The organism is Exiguobacterium sp. SH5S13 (genome assembly GCF_004337085.1).
GTDB lineage: Bacteria > Bacillota > Bacilli > Exiguobacteriales > Exiguobacteriaceae > Exiguobacterium > Exiguobacterium aurantiacum_A.
Map to the genome: position 1 here is coordinate 30,791 of NZ_SJUS01000011.1, position 24,057 is coordinate 54,847.

A 24,057-nucleotide genomic window follows, 5' to 3' on the forward strand; every position below is an offset into this window, starting at 1 on the left:
GTACGTTTGTTAGTCGACGCACTAACTTACCATATGAAAATGACCTAAGGAGTGTTTGAATGAATCACACGAATCAATCGAACGGGAAATTAGAGCGGTTCCGTCACGCGGCAAGCGACTCGTTCCGGACGCATCGCCTGTTTTGGATATTTACGATCCTGTTATGGACGAAGTCACTGATTGCGTATCAGTTCTTCTTTAACATGCCACCTGAGAACGCGGTCCAAGCGTTCATTCTGTTCATCAACCCGTTAAGTTTCACGTTGTTCTTGTTTGCCTTTAGTTTCTTCTTCGGAGGCAATAAACGGAAGTGGGCGCTATACGGTCTTTACACGGTGTCCTCGCTCATCTTGTTTGCGGATACAACCTACTACCGTGAGTTCACGGACTTCTTGACTGTGCCGTTATTGTTCCAATCGTCGAACCTAGAGACGTTATCGTCGTCATTCCTGTCGTTGCTTGAATGGAAAGACTTGCTTCTGTTAGGAGATCTCGTCGTGCTTCCGTTCTTGCTCTGGAAACTAAAAGAGACGGGCAAAGCGTCACAACGCCGCGTGTTGCTCACGTTCGGTGCGGCTGCCGCCGTGTTCGGCTTTAACCTTGTCCTTGCAGAGACAGAGCGCCCAGAACTGTTGACGCGTTCGTTCGACCGTGAACTGCTTGTTAAAAACTTAGGCACGTTCAACTTCCACGTCTATGACGCGATGCTTCAAACGAAGACATCGGCGCAAAAAGCGCTCGCGGACGGTTCTGAGCTCGATGAAGTCGAGAACTATACGCGTCAGAACTATGCGGCGCCGGACCCGGACATGTTCGGGAAGTATAAAGGCAAGAACGTCATCGCCATCTCGCTCGAATCGACACAGAGCTTTACGCACAATATGAAAGCTTCGAACGGCGAGTACATCACGCCGAACTTGAACAAGTTGATCGACGAGTCTCACTTCTGGCCGAACTATTACCATACGACCGGTCAAGGGAAGACGTCGGACTCTGAGTTCGCGCTCGACAACTCGCTGTACGGATTGTCGCGTGGCGGCGTCTACTTCACGAACGCCGACAACGAATATGATGCGCTTCCTGGTGTCATCAAAGAAGACAACTACTATTCGGCGGTGTTCCACGCCAACAACAAATCGTTCTGGAACCGTGACCAGATGTATCAAAACATCGGAGTCGATGAGTTCTTTGATGAGAAGAGCTACGATTTAGGCGACCCGGCCAACATGACGGAATGGGGTCTCCTCGACGATGAGTTCTTCTTACAGTCGGTACCGATGCTTGAAGAACTGCCGGAACCTTACTTCGCGAAGTTCATCACGCTGACGAACCATTTCCCGTTCACGATGCCGAGTGCGGACCATGAACTCGTCCCGAAATTCGAGACGAACTCGACGACGCTCAATAACTTCCCGCAAGCGCTCGCGTATCAAGACTACGCCCTCGGTTTGTTCATTGATGAGTTGAAAAAGAACGGGACATGGGACGATACGATCTTCGTCGTTTACGGTGACCATAACGGCATCTCGACGAACCATAACGCTGCCATGGCCGACTTGCTCGGAAAAGATGAGTTGACGCCATATGACGTGGCAAAACTCCAGTCTGTCCCGCTCGCGATTCATTTGCCTGGTCAAGGTCAAGGTCAAGTCCATGAGACGATTGGGAGCCACGTCGACTTGAACCCGACGATTCAACACTTGCTCGGGTTCGATACGTCTGATCAAATCGGATTCGGTAACGACTTGTTCGCGCCAGAACGCAACGATCGCGCCATCTTCCGTGACGGTACGATCGTGACAAGCGACTATTTGTTCACCCAGTCAACGTGTTATGACGCCGAGACAGGAGAAGTCGTCGATGACGCGAAAGTATGTACGCCACTTGAAGACGAGGCGAACAAAGTACTTGAGATGAACGATAAGATCATCTATTCGGACTTGCTTCGCTTTAAAGAAAATAACTAAACACTCGAGAGAAAAGATTTTAAAAATCTTTTCTCTCTTTTTTGTTGTCTGAAAAATAAATCGGCGGCGAAATCAGATCGACTATGGTGAAAATTAGGGTAGGTGAGGTAAGCGATTACATGGCTGGTGTAAAGGGGGATACGAAGTCGGAGCAGCGAGGGGACGTGAAGAGAGAGAACGAGGTGTGTCGTTATATCCTTATAAAAATGAACGAATCCGCTCGCAGATAGCTCGGAAAAAGTTGAGGCTCATCGGTTGCCATCGTGCTCATTCTCGGGTAATATCTGAGTTGTTGTGAAGTTATGAACGAACTGTGAATACGGCTTCTATAATTTAATTAAGTTGATTTCTGTGAGAGTCAGAAATCAATTTAAAAATTTTTATAGAGAGGTGTGTTCATTTGGAAAAATTGAATACGGTAAAACAAGAATGGCTCGGAAACGTTCGAGTCGAAGTAATGGCAGGGATCGTCGTGGCCCTTGCACTCATTCCGGAGGCAATCGCCTTCTCACTGATCGCTGGATTAAATCCGATGGTAGGACTATATGCGTCCTTTATCATCGCGATGGTCATTTCGATTACAGGAGGACGCCCCGCGATGATTTCGGCCGCGACGGGCGCGATGGTACTCCTTGTCGTCGATCTCGTAAAAGATTATGGACTTCAGTACTTGCTCGCTGCAGGGATACTAGCTGGTATTATCCAGATCGTGCTTGGTTTTCTTGGTATAGCTCGTTTAATGAAGTTCATCCCGCGTGCGGTTATGGTCGGCTTCGTTAACGCCCTTGCCATTTTGATTTTCCAAGCCCAGCTTCCGCAATTTGGAGGCGAGACGTGGATCATGTGGGCTATCGTTGCAGCATCGCTTGCGATCATCCTTCTGTTTCCGCGCATCACGTCAGCAATCCCGGCGCCGCTTGTCGCCATCGTGGCGATGACGTTGCTCGTGTTCTTTATGGGACTTGAGACGAAAACGATTGGAGATATGGGGACGATCACGGCAACGCTGCCGATGTTCCTCTTGCCGGACCTCCCGCTCACACTCGAGACACTTATGATCATCTTGCCTTATTCGTTCTCGCTCGCCTTTGTCGGTTTGATTGAGTCGCTATTGACGGCTCAAATCGTCGATGACATGACGGGTACAGATTCGAATAAGAACCGTGAATCAAAAGGTCAAGGGATCGCCAACATCATCGCTGGTTTCTTCGGTGCGATGCCAGGATGTGCGATGATCGGACAATCGGTCATCAACGTCTCGTCTGGAGCACGGGGTCGCTTGTCGACGTTCTCGGCAGGACTTGCGCTCCTCATCATGATCATGACGATGAGTAACATTTTAATGCTGATTCCAGTCGGGGCGCTCGTCGGTGTCATGTTCTTCGTCGCCTATGCGACGTTCGACTGGGGCTCACTCAAAACGCTCAAGACAGGTCAAAAGACCGATTCGCTCGTCATGGTCACGACGGTACTCGCGACCGTGCTCACGCACGACTTGTCGATCGGTGTCATTGTCGGGATCGTGACGGCCGCCGTCATCTTCGCTGCGAAAATTTCGCGTGTCGAGCTGAAGCGCCACCAAGACGGACACCGTGCTCACTATGAAGTGAACGGACAATTATTCTTCGCGTCTACGTCTGACTTTGTCAACCAGTTCGATGTCGAAGAGGATGTCGAAGCAGATGTGAAACAAGTCAGTATCGACTTCGCCAACACCCATCTTTGGGACGATTCGGCCATCGGGGCCATCGATAAAGTCGTCTTCAAATATCGGACGGTCGGAATCGAACCAGAACTGTTAAACTTGAACAAAGATTCAGAGAAGCTGTTGAACACGCTGGCGCTCCATCTTCGTCAACAAGATGCGAACGTCGGCCACTAAAAGGGGGAACTTACAATGAGTAAAATCTTTCTAGCGATTGATGGTTCAGACCATTCGATGCGTGCCACCCAAAAAGCGGTCGAACTCGCCAAAGTGACATCATCTTCAATCGATGTCGTCCATGTCGTGTCACCGAAAGAATCAAAAGAAAGCGCCCTTCAATCGACGGGTAAAATCGATCTTGAAGTGAGACGGAAACAACGTCTTCAAGTGTTTTTCGATGCGATCACCGAAGCGGGCGTTTCGTACGAGTATATCGAACTCCGCGGCGAACCTGACGTTGAACTCGTCAACTACGCCAACCATGAACCGTTTGAATTCGTGGTCGTCGGCTCGCGCGGTCTCAATACGTTCCAGGAGTTCGTATTGGGCAGTGTCAGCCACAAGCTTGCTAAACGATCGTTGTCACCTGTGATCATCGTTCGTTAACAGACAGCGCCACGAAACTTTCGTGGCGCTTTTGCTGTGTGAAAAAAAGGAGGAGCTTATGACATTAGATTATACGGGAGAGCGGGTCATCCCAGATCAAATGAACCCGATGAACGGCATGTTGCTCGAACATATCGCCCGCTATCAGTTCGCCGCGTTGTTTCTCGAAGGACGTGTGCTCGATTTTGCGAGCGGGAGCGGGTTTGGCAGTCAATTGATTGCAAAGATACAAAAAAAATCGGTCGCTGAGGTCGTCGCGCTCGATATTTCAGAAGATGCGATTCGATATGCGCAAGGTCGTTATTTTCACCCGAAAGTGAAGTATATCGTCGGAGACGTGCTCGACCGGACGCTACCAGATCAACTCGGCACGTTCGACTGTATCGTCAGTTTTGAGACAATCGAACACGTTGAAGACTTTGCAGGGTTCATGGCGAACGTTTCAGAATTGTTAAAGCCGGGTGGCATGCTCGTCTTGTCGACGCCGTTCGGTCAAGGCATCGGTAAACCGACGAACGAACCGTTCCACGTTCATCAATTTACCGATCAAGAGTTTAAGGCGCTTTTCACGTCATTCAGTTCGACAGATTTTTATTACCAACGTGGCGTGCTGATCGAACCGAAACGAGAAGCGGTACATTATCCGATTGGAATTGCCGTCGCTATTAAATGATGTGAACGTGTTGATGAGGCCAAGCAGGAGGTGATGAGATGAGTGTGAAAATCATTTGTCCCGAGTGCGATGGGGTCGGGACCGTTCCCATCATAAAAGGATTTCCGTTCGTTAAGGAATGTCCGGTTTGCCAAGCGAGCGGAAAGAAAAAAATAAAACGCAGAAAAAAACGTTCAATTCTTGTAAGATGAGGATTGAACGCTTTGTTTTACATAACGAAAGGGGCAGAAAACATGAAAGGTCTTCGAAAACCATCCTACTACGGATGGTATATGGTCATGATCGCGGGCCTCGGTGTATTTTTCTCAGGTCCCGGTCAGACGTACTTTATTTCCGTTTTTATCGACCAATACATAACCGACTTCGGCTGGTCGCGCTCTGAAGTATCGAGCGTTTATTCGGCCGCGACGCTCGCGTCGGCCGCCTGTTTATTTTTCGTCGGTCGGTTGATCGACCGTTTCGGGCAACGGGCGATGATGGTCATCGCCTCGATATTGCTGGCGGCGGCTTGTCTATTCAACAGTTACGTCACGAACTTGACGATGCTCTTCTTCGGCATCTGGATGCTCCGTCTATTCGGACAAGGGTCGATGACGCTCGTCCCGAATACGCTCGTCCCACAATGGTTCATCACGAAGCGTGGCCAGGCGCTCAGCTATATGGCAATCGGTGGGTTTTTAAGTGCCGCCGTCTTTCCGCCGCTCAACGTCTGGCTCGTCGGTTTGATCGGTTGGCAAACGACGTGGCAAGTGTGGGGACTGCTCGTGCTCGTCTTGTTCACACCGCTCGCTTATCGTTTCGTCCGCAACCGCCCAGAAGACATCGGACTGTTGCCGGACGGAGGGACGAACCCTCATCCGAGCAACAAATCGACAACGACACCGGTTCATATCGATGTCGATTTCACGTTCCAAGAAGCGCTCAAGACACGCGCATTTTGGCTGATTTTGTCGTGCATCGGTATCCCGGCGCTCGTCAACACGGCGATCACGTTCCACTTGATCTCAATCTTTGAAGAGCAGAGCCTACCACCAGCGACGGCCGCACTCGTCTTGAGCTTGATGGCGGTTCTCGGTTTCCCGGCGACGTTCATCGCGGGACGGCTCATCGATGTCGTGAAAATCAATTATGTATTGATCGGTATTTTTGTGACCGAGATCATCTTCATGGTTATCCTGCAATATACGTCGACGTTCTCAATCGCGATTCTGTTCGGGGTGATCTGGGGCATCAGCAACGGCTTTGAGCGCATCGCTTTAAACTATGTTTGGCCGTACTACTTCGGTCGGGCCGCGCTCGGTAGCATCAGCGGGCTGGCGACGTCGGTCATGGTACTTGGCTCGGCGGTCGGACCGTTGCCGTTCGGGATCGCCTACGACTTGTTCGGCAACTACGAGTCGATCATTTGGTATTCGCTCGTCTTCCCGGTCATCGGCATCCTCGCCGCCTCGTTCGCGGTCAAACCGACGCTCGTGCGCTAACCGAGTCGACGTTCGGCTCGATTTAGTCGCCTTATCACGAAGGAAGCGGCGACGAGCACCGGCAATTCGATTAACGGCCCGATGACCAAGACGAGGGCAATGAGCGGCTCGTTCGGGAATGCGGTCGTCGCGATGGCGAGCGCGATCGGTGAATTCCGCGCGAGCGTCGTCATTTGTAGACTCGTCACAGCCGCGTCTTCACGCAACAGTTTCTTGCCGACACGGCGGCTTATGACAAAATTGACGATGAAAAATAACAGCAACGGTACAAGCAACAGGCCGAGGATCGAGACGTGCTCGATCAAGAGCCGCCCTTGTGAGGCAAAGATCGACATGACGGCTAGACTTAACAAGATGATCGGCCATAAGCTGACGCTCTCGAGCCGCTGCAACTGGTTCGACTTGGCGAGAAAGTACCTCAGTCCAATCGCTGAGCCGAGCGGGATCGCTAAAACGGCTAGACTATGTAGGAACACCGAAACTGAGATCACGCTCGACGTCCCTGTCAAAACATAAAGATAGACCGGTAACAGCGCGAGTTGAAGTACAAGGTTGAGCGGCAAGATGCTGAGCGAAGCGACGACGTCGCCTTTCGCGAGACCGGTGAAGACGATATACCAATCGGTGCATGGCGTGACCATGAGCATGATGAATCCGATCCAAAGCGCCGGGTGGTCGGACAAGAAGACGCTCGCGAGTGCAAACGCGAAAACGGGCGTCCAAACGAAGTTGAGGACGAGACTCGTGATCGTGAACGTGCGGTTTGAAAACGAATGCCGGATTTGGGCGAACGGGATTTGAATGAACGTAAAGAACAGCATCGCCATAAGTAACGGTACGATCGCACCGTCCGCGATTCGACGCAGCGTCTCGATCGTCCCGAACGCGAGACCAGTCACAACAGATAGAAGTATGAATATGGGGTATAATTTCTCGAATCGACTCAAAGGGCCACCTCTTTTCCATTAGCAAAAACGTACCACAAAAAAACCCGATGAACGAGTCATCGAGCGATGAAATAGTATAACAGTCCGAGCGCCACGAATGAGACCGGAAATAGGACGATATACGTCCAAGACACCAGCGACCAGCTTTTCTTTTGGCTATAGTCTGATTTGTCTTTTCCGAGACCGACCATGATCGTGAAGACGAGGGCGATCAAGCAGACGACTAGCGATAATCCGATTGTGAGATACATCATACCACTTCCTTTAACATTTCTATACCTAGAATACCGCATCATCAAACAAAAAAACCTCTGAAATGTTGGGATTGTGTGTCCGACAGTCAGAGGTTTTGTCACGTTCATAGAGAGGGGCAGGTCATTCCGCGAACGTCTTGCTGCGGAACATGAACGCCGTGATGATATAGAAGGCGATGATGTGGATCAACACGTAAAACGCTGAGAACCAAATCGTCACGTCCATCGTCTCCATGAAGCCTGGACTTTGATAATAAATGGACAAGTCCGTGTGCAAGAAGACGATCCACTTAGCAATGACCGGCTTCCATGCGATGAGGAGGCCGCCGATCATCGTTGAGACGAAGTTCGCGAGCACGGTAAAACCGATGACGACACCGACCGATTTGAAGACGACCGAGAACATGAGCGTCAAGAAGATGACGAACACGCCGCTCGACACGCTGAGTAGGACGTTACGGAACTGTTCGAACGTCAAGTTCCCGTCAAGCGTCAAAGCGAAGCCATACGTCACGGCAAGGATGAACACGAACTGGGCGAGCATAATCAGGATTGCGGCAACGAGTTTCGACAGCAAGATTCGGTCACGGGAGTACGGACTCATGAGCAAGTGTTTCAATGTATCGAACTTTAACTCGTTCCCGATCATTTCAGCGGTGAACACGATCGTGAAGATGCCGAGGAACGTCATCGCGGCCATCGTTGCATAGTTGACGAACGTTGTCGCATCTCCCGACTCGTTTCCACTCGTGACGATGACGTACGTCAAAATGATGACCCCGGTATACATGCCGAGGGCGATCAGCGGCTTGATCGTGCGCCGCCATTTCATAAACTCATTGGCTAGTAATGAACGCATTGTTCGTTCCTCCTTCTTTCTTCGTCACTTTGAGGAACTGGTCCTCGAGCGTCTCGTATTTCATCCCGATTTGGAAGACGTTGATGTCTTGATTGATGAGTCGTTTCAACAGAACCGGGATATCCGTCTCAGGGCGGGGGACGAGGAACGTCTCTGCCGATTGCTGAACGATCTTCACATCGTCAAAAATCATGGCGGCCGCGTCGAGCGCCTCGTTCATCTGCTCGCGTGACACTTTACAAAGAATGACGCCTTCTTCACGCGTCGTCCCGTCTTGGACCGACTTGATTTGACCGTGGTCGATGATCGCGAACCGGTCCGTGATTTGTTCCATCTCACTAAGTAAGTGGCTTGAGATCAAGATGGCGATGCCGCGGTGCTCGGCGAGATGCCGTAAGTAGTTGCGCAGGTCGGCGATGCCGGCCGGGTCGAGCCCGTTCGTCGGCTCATCGAGAATGAGCACTTTCGGGTTGTGGAGGAGCGCACGGGCGATCCCGAGACGTTGCTTCATCCCGAGCGAGTACTGTTTGACTTTCATGTCGAGCTTCGATTCGAGCCCGACGAGTGCCCCGAGGGCGTTCAAGTCGACTTTTTTCAAATTGGGGATCAAGTTCTTGGCGTGGATCAAGTTTTCTCGACCGGTTAAGTAAGGGTAGAACGCCGGGTTTTCGACGATGGCCCCGATGCGACTGAGCGCCTCTTGGCGGTCGGTCGATACGTCGAACCCGTCGACTGTCACTTTACCGTGCGTTGCCGGCATTAGACCAGTGATGATACGGATCGTCGTCGTCTTTCCGGCACCGTTCGGACCGAGGAAGCCAAAGATTTCGCCGGGCGTGACTTCGAAGCTGACGTTGGTCAGAACGTTCGTCTGGCCCAGTTTTTTGTGGACATTTTGGACGGATAACATGTTGTCACCTTGCTTTCTTTGAGATTTGTTTCCAATCTTGCTAACATTGTATACGACAAGACTGAAAGAAGGTTTCACCTTTTTTTGAAACAATTGAATCAAACGACAACTTTCACAATTAGTCGATAAGTAAAACTTATTGAATTAGTATGGACGAATTGTGAATTTGAAAGGGTCTTTCGACCTGGAAAGGTGTAGTATGAAGAAGAGAGTAAGAGGCAAGATTTGGCTCTTTTCACGGCCTGAATCAGATGGATGAACTGATTCGTGCGGCCTTAAAAAATGAAAGCGTTCACACATCGGGCGCATAGGAACGGACAGGGGGATTTATTCAATGGGAGAGTCGTCGAACGGTCGCGAGCAATCGCAAACATTTTATGGTCCAAACTTAGGCTACATCGTTGAATTGTATGAGCAATATTTGGAAGACAGAGAATCGGTCGATGCGGAGACGCGTCGTTACTTTGATGAGAACGGTTCACCCGAACAAGCGGTACCGGTCGCACCGGTCGCTTCATTTGATTTGGAGAAAATCGTGGCGGCGACTCGGCTCGTCAACGATATCCGGGCGCTCGGGCATAAAGCGGCTGATATTTATCCGCTCAAGGACCATCCGCGTGAGCACGGGTTGTTTGTGTTCGACCGTTACGGGTTGAACGAGTCAGACCTCGAGCAGATCCCGGCACACTTGCTGTCAGAAGACGTACCGAAGCCCGGCGCGAACGCACTTGAACTCGTCCGTCATTTACTCGACGTCTATACAGGGACGGTCGCCATCGAGTTGCGCCACTTGGATGATATGGAAGAGAAGCGCTGGATTCGCCGCCGCATCGAGCAAGGCGCATTGAAAGCCGCGTACTCGAAAGAAGAGAAGCTTGAGTTGTTCGAGCGTTTAGCCGAGACGGAACTGTTCGAATCGTTCCTTCATAAGACGTACGTCGGACAAAAACGTTTCTCGATCGAAGGACTCGACAGCATGGTCCCGCTCCTTGACGCGATGGTCGGACGGCTCATCTCGAGCGGTTCGGAACACATCAACATCGGGATGGCACACCGTGGACGTTTGAACGTCCTTGCCCATGTGCTCGGTAAACCGTACGAAATGATCTTTGCCGAGTTCCAGCACGCACCGAACAAAGAACTCATTCCGTCAGAAGGTTCGATCGGCATCAACTTCGGCTGGTCGGGCGACGTGAAATACCATCTTGGACTCGATCGCCGCGTGTTAGATGAGAAGAAAGAAGTCCGCTTGAACCTCGCCAACAACCCGAGCCACCTTGAATTCGTCGGCTCGATCGTCGAAGGTTACACGCGTGCCGCGCAAGACGACCGCTCTGCAAAAGGGATGCCGGTCCAACACGATGACAAGGCTGCTTCGATCTTGATCCACGGGGACGCCGCGTTCCCAGGCCAAGGCATCGTCGCTGAGACGCTCAACATGACGAACTTGACGGGCTACCGGACAGGCGGCACAGTTCACGTCATCGCCAACAATACGATCGGCTTCACGACGGACCCGAGCGACTCGCGCTCGACACGTTATGCGAGTGATATCGCCAAAGGCTACGAGATCCCGGTCTTCCACGTCAACGCCGACGACCCGGAAGCGTGTGTCGCCGTCGCGAAATTGTGCAGCGAATACCGCGCCAAGTTCCATAAAGACATCCTTGTCGACTTGGTCGGCTACCGCCGCTATGGACACAACGAGATGGATGAGCCGATGAACACGAACCCGGTTCTATACAAGGCAATCAAAGAACATCAATCGGTCCGTCACGTCTATGCCGATCTTCTCGAAGCAGAAGGCGTCATGACGAAAGAAGACAAAGCGACGATCGAACAATCGATTGAAGATCGCTTGAAGTCAGCGCGCGACCTCGTCCCGGCTGAGGAAGAAGATGCGGACATCGTCTTGCCGGAAGCAGTCTATAAAGGATTCCCTTACGTCGATACGGCAGTCGAACGCGACTTGTTGCAACAGTTGAACGATGAGCTGCTCGTCTGGCCTGAAGGGTTCGGCGTGTTCCATAAGCTCCAAAAAGTACTCGACCGTCGTCGTGACGCGTTCGGGGACAACGGCAAAATCGACTGGGGCCATGCCGAGACACTCGCCTACGCCTCGATCATCTCGGACGGGACACCGATCCGTTTAAGCGGTCAAGATTCAGAGCGTGGGACGTTCGCGCAGCGTAACATCATGTTGAACGACGCCGAGACCGGTAAGAAGTTCTCGCCGCTCCACGAGTTGTCGACGGCGAAAGCCTCGTTCACGGTGCACAACAGCCCGCTCTCGGAAGGATCGGTGCTCGGCTTTGAATACGGCTATAACGTGTTCGCACAAGATACGCTCGTGTTGTGGGAAGCGCAGTACGGTGACTTTGCCAACTCGGCCCAAGTCATGTTCGACCAGTTCATCTCGGCCGGTCGTGCGAAATGGGGTCAAAAATCGGGTCTCGTCATGCTGTTGCCGCACGGTTACGAAGGACAAGGTCCGGAGCACTCGAGCGCGCGGATGGAACGTTATTTGACGCTCGCCGGTGAAAAGAACTGGACGGTCGCTAATTTGTCGACGGCTGCCCAATACTTCCACATCTTGCGTCGTCAGGCGAAGATGCTTGGTACTGAGCAAATCCGACCGATGATCATCATGACACCGAAGAGCCTGCTTCGTCATCCACTTGCAGCCTCAACGGTCGAAGAGTTGTCAGATGGCAGCTTCTGTCCGATCGTCGAACAAACAGGTCTCGGCGAACAGCCGGACAAAGTCGAACGGCTCGTCTTCTGTTCAGGGAAGATGGCGATCGATCTGCAAGAAGCGACGATGAAGTCAGAGGAGTCACTCGACTTCCTCCACATCATCCGCGTCGAAGAAATCTATCCGTTCCCGGTCCGTGAGATTCGCGACGTCATCAGTCGCTACCCGAACGCCAAAGAGATCGTCTGGGTACAAGAAGAACCGAAAAACATGGGAGCTTGGACATACATCGAGCCGCGTCTTGAAGCGGTGACATCGAACCGTCTGAACGTCCGTTACATCGGCCGCCGTCGCCGGTCGAGCCCGGCTGAAGGAAATCCGACAGCACACAAACAAGAACAAGCACGCATCATCCGTGAAGCCTTATCCCGTGACGCCGTCTCAAGTGCGGCTGGAGCGAGCACATACCAAAAAGATCGTAAATAAGTTAAGGGGGAACTCATTGTGATCGAAATTAAAGTACCGGAATTAGCAGAGTCCATTACGGAAGGAACGGTCGCGTCATGGCTCAAGCAGCCAGGCGACCACGTTGAAAAAGGGGAGGCCATCGTCGAGCTCGAGACAGACAAAGTCAACATCGAAGTGCCGTCCGATGAGTCGGGAACGTTGGAAGAACAACTCGCCGGGGAAGGCGACACGGTCCAAGTCGGTCAAGTCATCGCCCGCTTAAGTTCAGGATCAGCCGGCGGCACGGCCGTCGCGACGAAGACGAAGACGGAAGCAGCGACAGAAGCTGCTCCGGCTCCAGCCGAGACGAAAACAGAAGAAGTCGGCGAAGCGAAAAAAGTCGAGCGTCGTGAAGAGCACGTGGCAAGCCCAGGTAAAGGCCCGATCGCTACACCGGCGGCACGCAAGCTCGCTCGTGAGCGCGGGATCGACCTCTCGGCCGTTCAGACGAACGACCCGATCGGCCGCATCAACGTCCATGACGTGTCGAACCACAACGCAACACCGGCGCCAAAGCCAGAAGCACCGAAAGCACCGGTTGCGGCACCACAACCGGTCGCGAGTGGCAAAGACGAAGAGCGCATCAAGATGACGCGTCGTCGTCAAACGATCGCGAGCCGTCTCGTCGAAGTCCAACAGACGGCGGCGATGCTCACGACGTTCAACGAGATCGACATGACGGCGGTCATGGCGCTCCGGAAACGTCGCCAAGAGAAGTTCATTAAAGATAACGACGTCAAACTCGGCTTCATGTCGTTCTTCACGAAAGCGGCCGTCGCGGCTCTGAAACGGATGCCGTATTTGAACGCTGAGATTCAAGGCAACGAGATCGTCTTGAAGAAATATTACGACATCGGCATCGCCGTATCGGCACCGGACGGACTCGTCGTCCCGGTCGTCCGGGAAGCGGACCGTAAAAACTTTGGCGAGATCGAGAAGGATATCATCCATCTTGCCGACAAGGCCCGCAACAATAAGCTCGGGCTTAGCGACCTGACTGGCGGCACGTTCACGATCACGAACGGCGGCGTGTTCGGTTCACTCTTATCGACACCGATCTTGAACGGACCGCAAGTCGCTATCCTCGGAATGCACACGATCCAACTTCGTCCGATCGCGATCGATGCTGAGACGATTGAGAACCGTCCGATGATGTACGTGGCGCTCTCATACGACCACCGCATCGTCGATGGCCGTGAGGCCGTGACGTTCCTCAAACACATTAAAGATATGATTGAAGATCCAGAACAGTTGTTGTTCGAAGCGTAAAAAAAAGGTCCATGTCGCAAGTGACATGGACCTTTTATGTGAGTACGAGCGATTCATCGAGCGTGATCTCCATGAGAAGGCGGGGCTGTTCGTCTGGACCTGGTCGAGCAAGGCCCGACTCGAGTCTCGATCATTTAATGCATTGAGTCCTTGGAGCAATTGTACTTCTTGATAGCGCGACCACATTTGAACTCCCCCCCACCTACGCTACGCTTAGAGGTGAGGGATTCCTGAGTTATCCGACCCAGCGGCCGAAACCTGATCAGGCTAGCCCCGTCGTCCCGACGGTTGAAGAGGCCAGGATGCGTTCGGCCTCTCGTTTGAGGTTCAGTCCTGCGTTGACATCGCGGTCGTGGTGGACGCCGCAGTTCGGGCACGTCCACTTACGCAAGGCGAGATGTTTCACGTCTTTGTGTTGATGGCCGCAACCTGAGCAGAGCTGGCTCGAGGCGAACGTCTTCCCGACCTTGACGACGGTCTTTCCGTACCAGTCGGCCTTGTATTCGAGCATGCGGAAGAACGCCGACCAACTGACGTCGGCGATAGACTTGCTCAATTTGCGGTCCTGCTGCATGTCCTTCACCTGCAGCGTCTCGATCCCGATGACGTCGTGGTTTTTGACGATCTCGGTCGACACCTTATGCAGGAAGTCTTCCCGTTTGTTCGCGATCCTCTCATGGATACGCGCGACCTTGCGCTTCTGCTTCTGGTAGTTCTTCGCCTCAGACAATTTCACTTTCTTGTTCAGGGCGATGAGCCGACGCCGGGACAGCTTGCGCTGCTCGCGGGCGAGCTTCTCCTCTAACGTGCGGAAGTAACGGTCGTTTTTGTACACCGTGCCGTCGGACAGGATGGCAAAGTGCTTCAACCCGACGTCGACGCCGACAGAGGAGCCGGTCTGTGGGAGCGGCTCGATGTCCTGCTCGGTCTTCAGGGAGACGAAGTACTTGCCCGTCGCGTTCCGGCGGATCGTGGCGCTGAGGATGCGGCCCTCGACCTTCCGTGAGTTGGCGAACCGGACCCATTTCAGCTTCGGCAGTTTGAGCCGGTCCCCGATGATCGAGACCTCTGGCTGTTGCGACTTGCCCTGGATGTTCGTCGTGTACGACTGGACAGGGTTGCGCTTCGACTTGAAGCGCGGGTGCCCGTTCTGTTTCGTGCGGAGCCGGTCGTAGCCGTCGGCCAGGTGCTTCAACGACCACTGCAGGGCCGTGCTGTCCACCTCTTTCAGCCACGTGAGCTCCTCTTTCATGGACGGCAATACCTCGGAGCACGCGCCGTAGGTCAGTCCTGTACCGCTTGCCTGATAGGTCTCATCCGACTTCGCGAGGAAATGGTTGAAGACGAAGCGGGCGCAACCGAGCGTCTTGATGATCAGGACTTCCTGTTCCTTGGTCGGATAGATCCGAAATCTGTATCCTTTATGTGTCGACACGCCGTTCACCCCCTCTAGGTATTTATACCCAGAAAAGGTCGTGGCGATTCATCGCCCACTTTCGCTAGGGCTTCGCCCTCGTCGCTTTGAAGTGGGCGTATTCTCGCCTATTTTTGATAAATAGTTCCTCCTACAATAAACATCCACTCTGTTCATCGTCAAAATGTGGACGACTTGAAGCAAAGTCGGTAATAAACAAGTCGATTTCGTGGAAACGGATAGCGCTTTCGCTATAATGAAAGACGAATCGATAAAAATAGAGGTGAGACGAATGAAACAAAATCAAGCATTGGTCGTCGGGACGCTCATCGCGGTCGCACTCATCGCGGTCGTGGTCGTTCTCTTGAACCGCCCGGCCGAGCAGGCAGAGACGGCAGCGCCGGCTACGAGCGAGCACGTGCCGACGGACGGGCAACCGACGCTCGGGGAAGCGGACGCACCGGTCTCGATCGTCGAGTTTGGGGACTACAAATGTCCGTCTTGTAAACAATGGGGCGAGACGATCTATCCGCAACTAAAGGCGGACTATGTCGATACGGGCGACGCGAGCTTCAGCTATATCAACGTCTTGTTCCACGGACAAGAGTCGATTTTGGCGTCACTCGCTTCAGAATCGGTCTATAAGCAAGACCCGGATGCGTTCTGGGACTTTCATAAGGCACTCTATGACGCGCAACCGGCGAGCCAGCAGCACGACGAGGCATGGGTCACGGTCGAGCGATTGAAGCAGATCGCAGGCGAGACGACGTCGGTCGACATGGCGAAGTTTGAAGACGACTTGAGTGAAAACTCGAGCGTGCTCGAACAGGTGAGTCTAGATGACGGACTCGTCAAAGAATACGGGGTCCAGTTCACGCCGTCGATCATGATCAACGGCGTCATGCTAGAAGACCCGTTCGACTATAAGGCGATTGAACGGTTGATTGAACAAGGGGCGCCATGAATCAGTCGTTCCTGAGCCGCTACGGCTTGTATCTTGCTTGGCTCGTCGCGCTCACGGCGACGCTCGGCAGTTTATACTTCAGTGAGATCCGCGAGTTCGTCCCGTGCGAACTGTGCTGGGTCCAACGTATCTTTATGTACCCACTCGTCTTCGTGCTCGGTATGGCTGTATTCACGAACGATCGTCAAGTGAAGAAATATGTATTACCGCTAGCAATCGTCGGCGGTATGATTTCACTTTACCATTATCTCGTGCAAAAAGTACCCGGTTTTGCCGACATCAAACCGTGTGTCGAAGGCGTGCCGTGTAACGTGCAGTACATCAACTGGTTCGGCTTCGTGACGATCCCGTTCCTCGCGCTCACGGCGTTCACACTCATCACGCTATTATTGCTCAACACAAAAACGGACAAGTAAGGGGATGGAACGTTTGAAAAAATGGATGCTGATCGGGCTTATGAGTTTACTCACTGTGCTCGCCGCTTGCGGCAATGAGATCGAAGACCCGCTCAACTGGGAGATCGAATCGTTCGACTATATGAACCAGGACGAGGAGATGGTCAGTCTCGACGACTTGAAAGGGAAAGTGTGGATGGCTGACTTCGTGTTCACGAACTGTGAGACCGTCTGTCCGCCGATGACGTACAACATGACGAAGTTGAATGAAGCGCTCATCGAAGAAGGCGTCGAGGACGTCCAGTTCGTGTCGTTCAGCGTCGACCCGACCGTCGACACACCGGATAAGATTAAACAGTTCATGTCCGGGTACGACTTGGCGCAAGCCGACTGGCAGTTCTTGACCGGCTATTCGCAAGACGAGATCGAGGCGTTCGCGCAACAGAACTTCAAGGCGCTCGTCCGCAAGCCCGACGAAGGCACGCAAGTCGATCACGCGACATGGTTCTATCTCGTCGACCAAGACGGGAAAATCATCAAGGCGTACCAAGGGTTCCAAGACGTGCCGATCGAGGAGATCGTCAACGATATTAAAATTTTACAGAAATCTTGAGGGCGACGCGATGTCGTCCTTTTTTGCGTATTTAAAAACAGGGGAATCCGGCATGTTGCCGTATAATAAACAGTAGAGGAGAGGATATTTTTGAAAAAAACACTACTCGTTTCATTGATGGGTTTGGCTGCTGTGACGGGTACGGCGCTCACACAATATAAACCGCTCGGCCGCAAGCCAAAAGCGCTCCAGTCGCCGAATCTTGTCAACGGCAAGTTCCGCAATCAGCTTGAGACACCGATGCGGTTTTCAAGCGATGACATGATCTCGATGTCGAAAGAATTTTTAAATCCGGACTCGCTCCGGAAGCCGAGCGTGCGGTTGCCGGTCGTCCCGATCGACTTCACCGAGACACTCGGCTCGAGCTTCACCCGCATCTATTGGCTCGGCCATTCGGCGATGCTCGTTCAAATGGACGGCAAGACGATGCTCGTCGATCCGATGTTCGGCCGGAGCCCGTCACCGCTCCCGTTCGCGAAGAATGAACGGTTCAGCGAGAACTTGCCGTTCGAGCTCGACGATTTGCCGTCAATCGACGTCGTCTTGCTGACGCATGACCATTACGACCATTTAGACTATGCGACGATTCAAGCGATCAAAGACAAAGTCGCCATGTTCATCGTCCCGCTCGGCGTCGGCAGCCATTTGAAACGTTGGGGCGTCGGGGCCGAACGCATCGTCGAACGCGATTGGGGCGACACGTATCAGTTCGGGACGTGGACGTTCGTCTGTGCGCCGGCCCGTCACTTCTCGGGTCGTGCCCTCACCGACCGCAATGCGACGCTTTGGGCGTCATGGGTCGTCATCGGTGAGACGGACCGCTTGTTCTTTAGCGGTGACGGCGGTTACGGTCCTCACTTTAAAGACATCGGGGACGAGTACGGACCGTTCGATTTCGCGGCACTCGAATGCGGGCAATACGATGAGCGTTGGCCGGATGTGCACATGCAGCCACGAGAGACGGCTCAGGCGTTCCGCGACATACGGGCTGATAAGATATTGCCGATCCATTGGGGCGCGTTCACGCTATCGTTCCACGCCTGGTACGACCCGGCCGAGCAGTTGACACAGTTGTTGCCGCGAGAACACGTACTCACTCCAATCATCGGGGAACGGATCACGCTCGACGGTCGCAACGACACAAACACGTGGTGGCGCGACATCGAGGACATGAACAAGCGCTGACCGAATTCGGTCAGCGCTTGTTTTGTTAGGACGAGATCCGTTCGGTCTCGTCCGTTTCGATATAAAGCTTGTGTTTCCGCGTATAGACGAGGAAGGAAGCGGTCATCGCGATCGAACTTACCCCGAACAAGACGACCATGAGCTGCAGACCGATCAAGTCGAGGAAGAAGCCGGTGACGAGCAACACGACTTGGAAGACGATGCGGTCGAGCATGTTCCGGAACGAGAAGAAGCGCCCGTGATAGTCTTTCGGCATCCGCGTCTGGAAAATCGTCACGGCGGTCGGGAAGAAACAGCCGACCGAGAAGCCGAACAAGACGAACGCCGCGATCGAGACGGCCGGGATGTCGGCGAAGTACAGCATGAGCTGGGCGACCCCGATCAAAAACGAGAACGTGAACAAGATCGAGAACACGGAGAACTTCTCACCGATCCGTTTGATGACGAACGCGCCGACCATGAAGGCAATCCCTTCCGCCGTATAAATCCAGCCTTTGATCGCGGTCGAGTCTTGCAGCTCGCTAATGTTGATGACGAGCAGGTTGAACCCACCGATGAAGAGGAGCGGGATGAGCGTCATGACGAGCGTCATGAAGATGACCGGGATCGACTTGATGATTGGGAAGACGTCCTTGAATCCGCCGGACGACTTCGTATCGACTTTCCGAGCGGACGGTGTCGTCGTCTCGTCGATGTTCAAGAACCACGTCGCGACGGCGAGCAACAAGTAGGCGACGAGCGAGAGCGCGTAGACGTCCCGCAGCGAGACGAGCGTGAGCAAGATGCCGGCGATGGCCGTCCCGATGACGCGTGATAGCGTCGATACGTTCATATGGACCCCGTTCAAGGCGAGCAGCTCGCGTTCCTTGACGATGAGCGGGATCGCTGCTTGGAGCGCCGGGAAGTAAAACGCGGCCGACCCTTGCAGGAAGACGAGGAAGACGACCATCCAAAGCACGCTTCCCGTCTCGATGGCGACGAACATGAAGAGAACGCTGAGCGCCCGGACGACGCTCGAGATGAGCATGATTTTCTTTTTCGAGCCCTGGTCGGTGAGCCGACCGGCGAGCGGTCCGATGGCGACGCCTGCGAGCAGCCCCCCGGCGAGGATGAGCGCCTTGACGAAGTCGGACGGGACTTTCTCCTGCATGAACTCCAAGTTGCCGATGATGCCGAGCCAAAGCCCGAGACCGGCGACGAACTCTCCGGTCAAGATGATCCAGACGTTCCGATTTTTCCACATATGTTAAGTCCTCGATTCTTATCAGTTAATAATAATTATGCTTGAGAATGATTCATTAAGCCACAAAAAAGAAGCCGAAGATTCGGCTTCTACTCCCATTCATTAATTCATGCGAACTGATTATATAAACACTCTGATTTCGTAATACAATGTGTATGAAGGAGGGTGATTGTATGGGAACGATATCTGTGCGACTCAATGAGGAAGACGAACTTCTCATTAGAGAGTATGCGAAAACAAAAAATCTTACCCTCTCTATGCTTGTTCGGGAAGCTGTCCTAGAACGAATAGAAGATGAATTAGACATAGTGCTTTATTATGAAGTAATGAGTGCACATCAAGAACATTCTGAAGCAATTTCATTCGAGGCCATGCTAAAGGATTTGCAAACTTAGATTAAATCTAAAAAAGCATTCGTCCGTATTCAGACGAATGCTTCTCTGTCGTTCTTTTGAAGTCAAATATCGCAGTTATCGTCCGTGCACGTCGCACCGCCCGAGAGCACTTGAAGTGTCGGTGCCGATTCGGCCCACGTCTTCTCGAGTACTTGTGTGAACGCCTCGGTCGGTTGGGCGCCTGAGACGCCATACTTCCCGTCGAAGACGAAGAACGGGACGCCGGTGATGCCGAGATCGCTCGCGCGTTTCTCTTCAGCGCGGACGTCTTCCATGTATACGTCTGAAGCGAGTACGTCTTTCACGGCGTCAGCATCGAGCCCGACGCTTGTCGCGATCGATACGAGTACGTCGTGGTCGCCGATATGTTTCGCCTCGACGAAGTACGCTTTGAGGAGCGCTTCCGACAGTTCCTTCTCTTTACCGACCGTCTTCGCATAGTGCGTCAACCGGTGCGAATCGAGCGTGCCGGTGACGACCATGTTGTCAAAGTCATAGTCGAGTCCGACTGATTGAGCTTGAGCGGCGACTTGGGCCGTCGTCGTTTTTGCCTGCTCGAGCGGCATGCTGTATTTCTTCGCGAGCACTTCATAAATCGAACGTGAATCGGTCGTCGGGGCGTTCGGGTCGAGTTCGAAGCTCTTGAACTCCACTTCGACCTTGTCCGCGTGTGGGAACTGTTCGAGCGCTTCTTCTAGACGGCGCTTACCGATATAACAGAACGGACAGACGTAATCTGACCAAACTTCAATTTTCATAGTGAATCCCTCCTACAGTCAGTGTAGGATGTCTTGAAATTGAAGTAAATGAATGTGCTCACAAAAAAAGCCCTCACGAGGAGGACTTAAAAGACGTACCAGAACACGCAGACGAAGTGGGCGAAGCTTCCGAACAAGATGAACAAGTGGAACACCTCGTGGAAGCCCCAACCGCGCCAGTTGACGAACTTCGGCTTGAAGCCGTAGATGAGACCGCCGACCGTGTACATGAAGCCTCCGAGCAAGAGCCAAAAGATGCCGCCGTTGCCGATCACGCTATGGAGCGGTCCGATGAAGAAGACCGACAGCCAGCCCATGCCGATGTAGAGAGCAGTCGACAAGAAGCGTGGGGCGTGGAACCAGACGAGTTTGAAGATGATGCCGAACAAGGCGAGGACGTGGACGATACCGAACAGCACCCAGCGCATCGGGCTTTCGAGCGCGAGCAGTGTGAGCGGGGCGTATGTCCCGGCGATCAAGGCGTAAATCATCGCATGATCGATTCGTCGGAAGAACGCGATGACTTTCGGCGAGGCGATGATGCTGTGGTAGAGACCAGACGATAAGTAAAGAAAGACGAGACTGATTCCGAACAAAATCGCCGCCATGATGGCGAGCGGTGAGCCGAGCAGTGACGCTTTCACCGTCATCGCGATCAAGGCGATGAAGGCGAGTACCGCTCCGGCGAGATGGGTCAGCGCGTTAATAGGTTCCCGAAAAATCGAATTCATGCAAAAACACTCCTTATGACGTCATGTAGTATCCATAACTACATGATAAGCGGTATGGGCAAGAAGAACAAGGTTTTTGTTTCGACAAACGACGATTGTCCGTATACTGAAAGTGAGGTGATTCGATGAAACCGAACGAGATTGTACGGACGGAAGGCACGCTCCCGAAAGTGGTATTGCCGACGATCGACTTATATATGGACCAAGTCATCCAACTGTTCGAGCAACATTACGGCAAGATGAAACGTAATGAAGACGAGACGATCTTGACGAAGACGATGATCAACAACTACGCCAAAGGCAAGTTGTTCCATCCCGTCAAAAACAAGAAGTACACGAACGAGCATTTGATGCTACTAAGCCTGATTTACGAGATGAAAGGGCTGTTGTCGATCAACGACATCAAAGAGACGCTCCGGCCGCTGAATGAATCGGACGAGGCGTTCTCGCTCGAAGACTTTTACGACGCCTATCAAGCTCAGAAAGAACAGAACTTGCAGGCGTTCGAGACGCAAGCCGAGACGCTGCTCGCGAACGTGGAAGTGACTGAAACGAGTGAAATCCAACAGTCGCTCGCCATTGCCTCCGCCGTGCATATGAGCCACTTGTACCAACGGCTCGCCGAACGGTTGATCGACGAAAGTAAATAAAAATGTCCCCTAGACTCGTTTGGAGTCTAGGGGACATTTTGTCATTTTAGATGTTCGCGTTCGAAGCGCTCACCTTTGTTGTACATTTTAACGACGAGAAGTGGTGCTAAATAACTGATGGTCACAAGAATGAAAAGCGTCCACAAGAGATTATAATCTAACATTAGACGCTCATACGTGAACGACAAAAACAAAATGACGGTGATATGAACTAACGGGTGGAGGTTCCTGAGCAAGGCGTTGAGCACACTACTGATGAACACAGTCAAAATCACGAGCATGAACAAGAAAAACGCAATCAACAACCACATGTAGTCCATACGTCACCACCAAGTTAATTATTGATGTACTTCTCGAACACGTCACCGAAATCTTTCCGGTTCCATTCGTGATAGTGGCCTTGGAGCCAGTCGAACGATTGTTGCGACAAGTCTTTGAACGTCGTCGCGACGTTCGTGTCGCCTTGCCGGAGGCCGCTCAGAACTGACACGGAATGCGTGAGCGACGCGTTGGCGAACTCAAGCATTTTCCGGCCTTCACGCTGTTTATCGGCGATGGCGAGGAGTGATTTGTACAAGTCTTTGACGTGCTCGATTTGCTTTTTGTTCACGTCGATCGAGTATGGCTTATCGCCGATCGTGAACTTGATCTCGACGTCTAAGTCGACCGTGCCGGCCGTCTCGAACATGACGTGTTGGAGCGGATGTTGCGCGTACGGATAACGATACAAGACACGCTTCGAACTGATGGCGCTCGCGCCGTCGAGATGGATCATCGCGAGGTTCGTGAAGCAGTACTCATCCGATTTCGACTTGATCAAGAAGTAAATCTTCTCGTTGTCCTCATGTAAGACGTAATCGTCGGCATCGGCCTTGTCGAAGTCTTTCGGGTCGATGACTTCACCGATATCGCTAAAGCCTGTCAAATCAGAAGCTAGTTTTTTGAACATGTACAGTCTCTCCTCAGTAGTGGATTTTGTGCATTTCGACCGGGTCGGAACCGGTCCGCTCGTTCCGGTTGAGTCCGTCGATCGCTGCCATGTCTTCTTTCGTCAACGTGAAGTCGAATACCTGTATGTTTTCACGGATCCGACTCGGTGTGACCGATTTTGGGATGACGGCGACACCGTTTTGAAGATGCCAGCGCAAGATGACTTGGGCCGGGGACTTGCCGTACTTGCTCGCGATGTCGACGATCGTCGCATCCTCGAGCGCCTCACGACCTTTCATGAGCGGACTCCACGCTTGGATCTGGATGTCATAACGCTTGCAATACGCAATCAATTCTTTTTGGGACAAGTATGGGTGGATCTCAACTTGATTCACCGCCGGTACGATCGCGCACGATTGGATGATCTGTTCGAGGTGTTGAATCTCGAAGTTCGAGACGCCGATGGCCCGTACTTTGCCTTCCTCATACAATTGCTCGAGCGCTTTGTACGTCTCGACGAACTTACCGAAGCGCGGCATCGGCCAATGGATCAAGAACAAGTCGACATAGTCGAGGCCGAGTCGGTCGAGGCTGTCTTGAAACGCCTGGAGCGCCTCGTCGTAGCCGTGAAACTCGTTCCACAGCTTCGTCGTCACGAAGATGTCTTCGCGCGGGACGCTCGACTCGCGGATCGCCTGCCCGACGCTCTCTTCGTTCTGATAGATGGCGGCCGTGTCGATCAACCGGTAGCCGGCGTCGAGTGCCGCCTTGACCGTGTCGACCGTGACCGTCCCGTCTTCAACTTTGTACACGCCGAGACCGAGCATCGGCAGTTTCACATCATTATTGAGTGTTGTCCATTCCATAATTTGATTCCCTCCCTCTCACATCTAACGTTACCGAAAA

At 52.7% G+C, this 24,057-nt stretch carries 24 protein-coding genes; 13 read left to right on the forward strand and 11 right to left on the reverse strand.

Translation table 11 applies throughout. The features are described 5' to 3' along the window. The first annotated feature begins 59 nt into the window (after positions 1-59). From EVJ30_RS07590 to EVJ30_RS07610, 5 genes are all read left to right on the forward strand, one after another. Positions 60-1,967, forward strand: a complete 1,908-nt coding sequence (locus tag EVJ30_RS07590) for an LTA synthase family protein (RefSeq protein WP_131468570.1) — start codon at positions 60-62, stop codon at positions 1,965-1,967. A gap of 400 nt (positions 1,968-2,367) precedes the next feature. Next, positions 2,368-3,849: a SulP family inorganic anion transporter gene (locus EVJ30_RS07595; RefSeq protein ID WP_131458984.1), complete on the forward strand. Its 1,482-nt coding sequence runs from the start codon at positions 2,368-2,370 to the stop codon at positions 3,847-3,849. Between the two features lie 15 nt (positions 3,850-3,864). After that, complete coding sequence (locus EVJ30_RS07600) at positions 3,865-4,278, forward strand: universal stress protein (protein WP_131443509.1); 414 nt, start codon at positions 3,865-3,867, stop codon at positions 4,276-4,278. 58 nt (positions 4,279-4,336) lie between these two features. After that, a complete protein-coding gene (locus EVJ30_RS07605; protein WP_131443508.1) occupies positions 4,337-4,951 on the forward strand; it encodes a class I SAM-dependent methyltransferase in 615 nt (204 codons plus the stop codon). A gap of 233 nt (positions 4,952-5,184) precedes the next feature. Then, a complete protein-coding gene (locus tag EVJ30_RS07610) occupies positions 5,185-6,432 on the forward strand; it encodes an MFS transporter (RefSeq protein WP_201739067.1) in 1,248 nt (415 codons plus the stop codon). Here the strand turns inward: EVJ30_RS07610 and EVJ30_RS07615 are convergent. From EVJ30_RS07615 to EVJ30_RS07630, 4 genes are all read right to left on the reverse strand, one after another. Further along, positions 6,429-7,331, reverse strand: coding sequence for an arsenic resistance protein (locus EVJ30_RS07615; RefSeq protein ID WP_131468614.1), 903 nt, complete (start codon positions 7,329-7,331; stop codon positions 6,429-6,431). The two genes, EVJ30_RS07610 and EVJ30_RS07615, sit on opposite strands and share 4 nt — an antisense overlap. Positions 7,332-7,435: 104 nt before the next feature. Further along, the gene (locus EVJ30_RS07620) at positions 7,436-7,630 is read right to left on the reverse strand and encodes a hypothetical protein (RefSeq protein WP_236634115.1); all 195 of its coding nucleotides are present in this window, start codon (positions 7,628-7,630) and stop codon (positions 7,436-7,438) included. Positions 7,631-7,754: 124 nt separating this feature from the next. Then, the gene (locus tag EVJ30_RS07625; protein WP_131468574.1) at positions 7,755-8,492 is read right to left on the reverse strand and encodes an ABC transporter permease; all 738 of its coding nucleotides are present in this window, start codon (positions 8,490-8,492) and stop codon (positions 7,755-7,757) included. Next, on the reverse strand, positions 8,470-9,402 hold the full coding sequence (locus EVJ30_RS07630; protein ID WP_131459108.1) for an ABC transporter ATP-binding protein: 933 nt from the start codon (positions 9,400-9,402) through the stop codon (positions 8,470-8,472). The genes EVJ30_RS07625 and EVJ30_RS07630 overlap by 23 nt, the downstream gene beginning before the upstream one ends. A gap of 334 nt (positions 9,403-9,736) precedes the next feature. Here EVJ30_RS07630 and EVJ30_RS07635 point away from each other — a divergent pair, with 334 nt between their 5' ends. Together EVJ30_RS07635 and odhB are read left to right on the forward strand one after the other, a co-directional pair. After that, on the forward strand, positions 9,737-12,583 hold the full coding sequence (locus EVJ30_RS07635; RefSeq protein ID WP_131468576.1) for a 2-oxoglutarate dehydrogenase E1 component: 2,847 nt from the start codon (positions 9,737-9,739) through the stop codon (positions 12,581-12,583). An 18-nt stretch (positions 12,584-12,601) separates the two neighbouring features. Next, a complete protein-coding gene (odhB, locus tag EVJ30_RS07640; RefSeq protein WP_131459110.1) occupies positions 12,602-13,873 on the forward strand; it encodes a 2-oxoglutarate dehydrogenase complex dihydrolipoyllysine-residue succinyltransferase in 1,272 nt (423 codons plus the stop codon). A 262-nt stretch (positions 13,874-14,135) separates the two neighbouring features. Here odhB and tnpB read toward each other — a convergent pair whose 3' ends face one another. Continuing rightward, the gene (gene tnpB / locus EVJ30_RS07650) at positions 14,136-15,308 is read right to left on the reverse strand and encodes an IS200/IS605 family element RNA-guided endonuclease TnpB (protein WP_131457536.1); all 1,173 of its coding nucleotides are present in this window, start codon (positions 15,306-15,308) and stop codon (positions 14,136-14,138) included. A gap of 271 nt (positions 15,309-15,579) precedes the next feature. On the opposite strand from tnpB, the gene EVJ30_RS07655 reads away from it, so the two are divergent. The 4 genes from EVJ30_RS07655 (at position 15,580) to EVJ30_RS07670 (ending at position 18,444) form a co-directional block, all read left to right on the forward strand. After that, positions 15,580-16,251 carry a DsbA family protein gene (locus EVJ30_RS07655; protein WP_131468580.1) on the forward strand — a complete coding sequence of 224 codons (672 nt, stop codon included), beginning with the start codon at positions 15,580-15,582 and terminating at the stop codon, positions 16,249-16,251. After that, on the forward strand, positions 16,248-16,667 hold the full coding sequence (locus tag EVJ30_RS07660) for a disulfide oxidoreductase (RefSeq protein WP_131457532.1): 420 nt from the start codon (positions 16,248-16,250) through the stop codon (positions 16,665-16,667). Before EVJ30_RS07655 ends, EVJ30_RS07660 begins: the two co-directional genes overlap by 4 nt. Before the next feature lie 4 nt (positions 16,668-16,671). Next, entirely contained in the window at positions 16,672-17,259 is a 588-nt protein-coding gene (locus EVJ30_RS07665) for an SCO family protein (protein ID WP_131457530.1), read from the forward strand. A 90-nt stretch (positions 17,260-17,349) separates the two neighbouring features. Continuing rightward, positions 17,350-18,444: an MBL fold metallo-hydrolase gene (locus EVJ30_RS07670; RefSeq protein WP_236636043.1), complete on the forward strand. Its 1,095-nt coding sequence runs from the start codon at positions 17,350-17,352 to the stop codon at positions 18,442-18,444. A 25-nt stretch (positions 18,445-18,469) separates the two neighbouring features. On the opposite strand, the gene EVJ30_RS07675 is transcribed toward EVJ30_RS07670, so the two are convergent. Then, a complete protein-coding gene (locus EVJ30_RS07675; RefSeq protein ID WP_131468582.1) occupies positions 18,470-19,687 on the reverse strand; it encodes an MFS transporter in 1,218 nt (405 codons plus the stop codon). A 173-nt stretch (positions 19,688-19,860) separates the two neighbouring features. On the opposite strand from EVJ30_RS07675, the gene relB reads away from it, so the two are divergent. Then, positions 19,861-20,082 carry a type II toxin-antitoxin system RelB family antitoxin gene (gene relB, locus EVJ30_RS07680; protein ID WP_131457528.1) on the forward strand — a complete coding sequence of 74 codons (222 nt, stop codon included), beginning with the start codon at positions 19,861-19,863 and terminating at the stop codon, positions 20,080-20,082. A 62-nt stretch (positions 20,083-20,144) separates the two neighbouring features. Here the strand turns inward: relB and EVJ30_RS07685 are convergent, their stop codons facing one another. Both EVJ30_RS07685 and trhA read right to left on the reverse strand, forming a co-directional pair. After that, entirely contained in the window at positions 20,145-20,840 is a 696-nt protein-coding gene (locus EVJ30_RS07685; RefSeq protein ID WP_131457526.1) for a DsbA family oxidoreductase, read from the reverse strand. A gap of 86 nt (positions 20,841-20,926) precedes the next feature. Further along, entirely contained in the window at positions 20,927-21,571 is a 645-nt protein-coding gene (trhA, locus tag EVJ30_RS07690) for a PAQR family membrane homeostasis protein TrhA (protein ID WP_070327786.1), read from the reverse strand. A gap of 125 nt (positions 21,572-21,696) precedes the next feature. Here trhA and EVJ30_RS07695 point away from each other — a divergent pair, with 125 nt between their 5' ends. Then, complete coding sequence (locus EVJ30_RS07695; RefSeq protein WP_131468584.1) at positions 21,697-22,221, forward strand: DUF1836 domain-containing protein; 525 nt, start codon at positions 21,697-21,699, stop codon at positions 22,219-22,221. Between the two features lie 41 nt (positions 22,222-22,262). Here EVJ30_RS07695 and EVJ30_RS07700 read toward each other — a convergent pair whose 3' ends face one another. Genes EVJ30_RS07700 through EVJ30_RS07710 form a run of 3 tightly spaced genes read right to left on the reverse strand, consistent with a single transcriptional unit; the run spans position 22,263 to position 24,017 of the window. Next, positions 22,263-22,541 (reverse strand): hypothetical protein, encoded by a 279-nt coding sequence (locus EVJ30_RS07700; protein ID WP_131457522.1) that lies wholly within the window; start codon positions 22,539-22,541, stop codon positions 22,263-22,265. A gap of 14 nt (positions 22,542-22,555) precedes the next feature. Next, positions 22,556-23,170 carry a PH domain-containing protein gene (locus EVJ30_RS07705; RefSeq protein ID WP_131468586.1) on the reverse strand — a complete coding sequence of 205 codons (615 nt, stop codon included), beginning with the start codon at positions 23,168-23,170 and terminating at the stop codon, positions 22,556-22,558. Between the two features lie 13 nt (positions 23,171-23,183). Then, complete coding sequence (locus EVJ30_RS07710; RefSeq protein WP_131457518.1) at positions 23,184-24,017, reverse strand: aldo/keto reductase; 834 nt, start codon at positions 24,015-24,017, stop codon at positions 23,184-23,186. Positions 24,018-24,057: the final 40 nt, after the last annotated feature.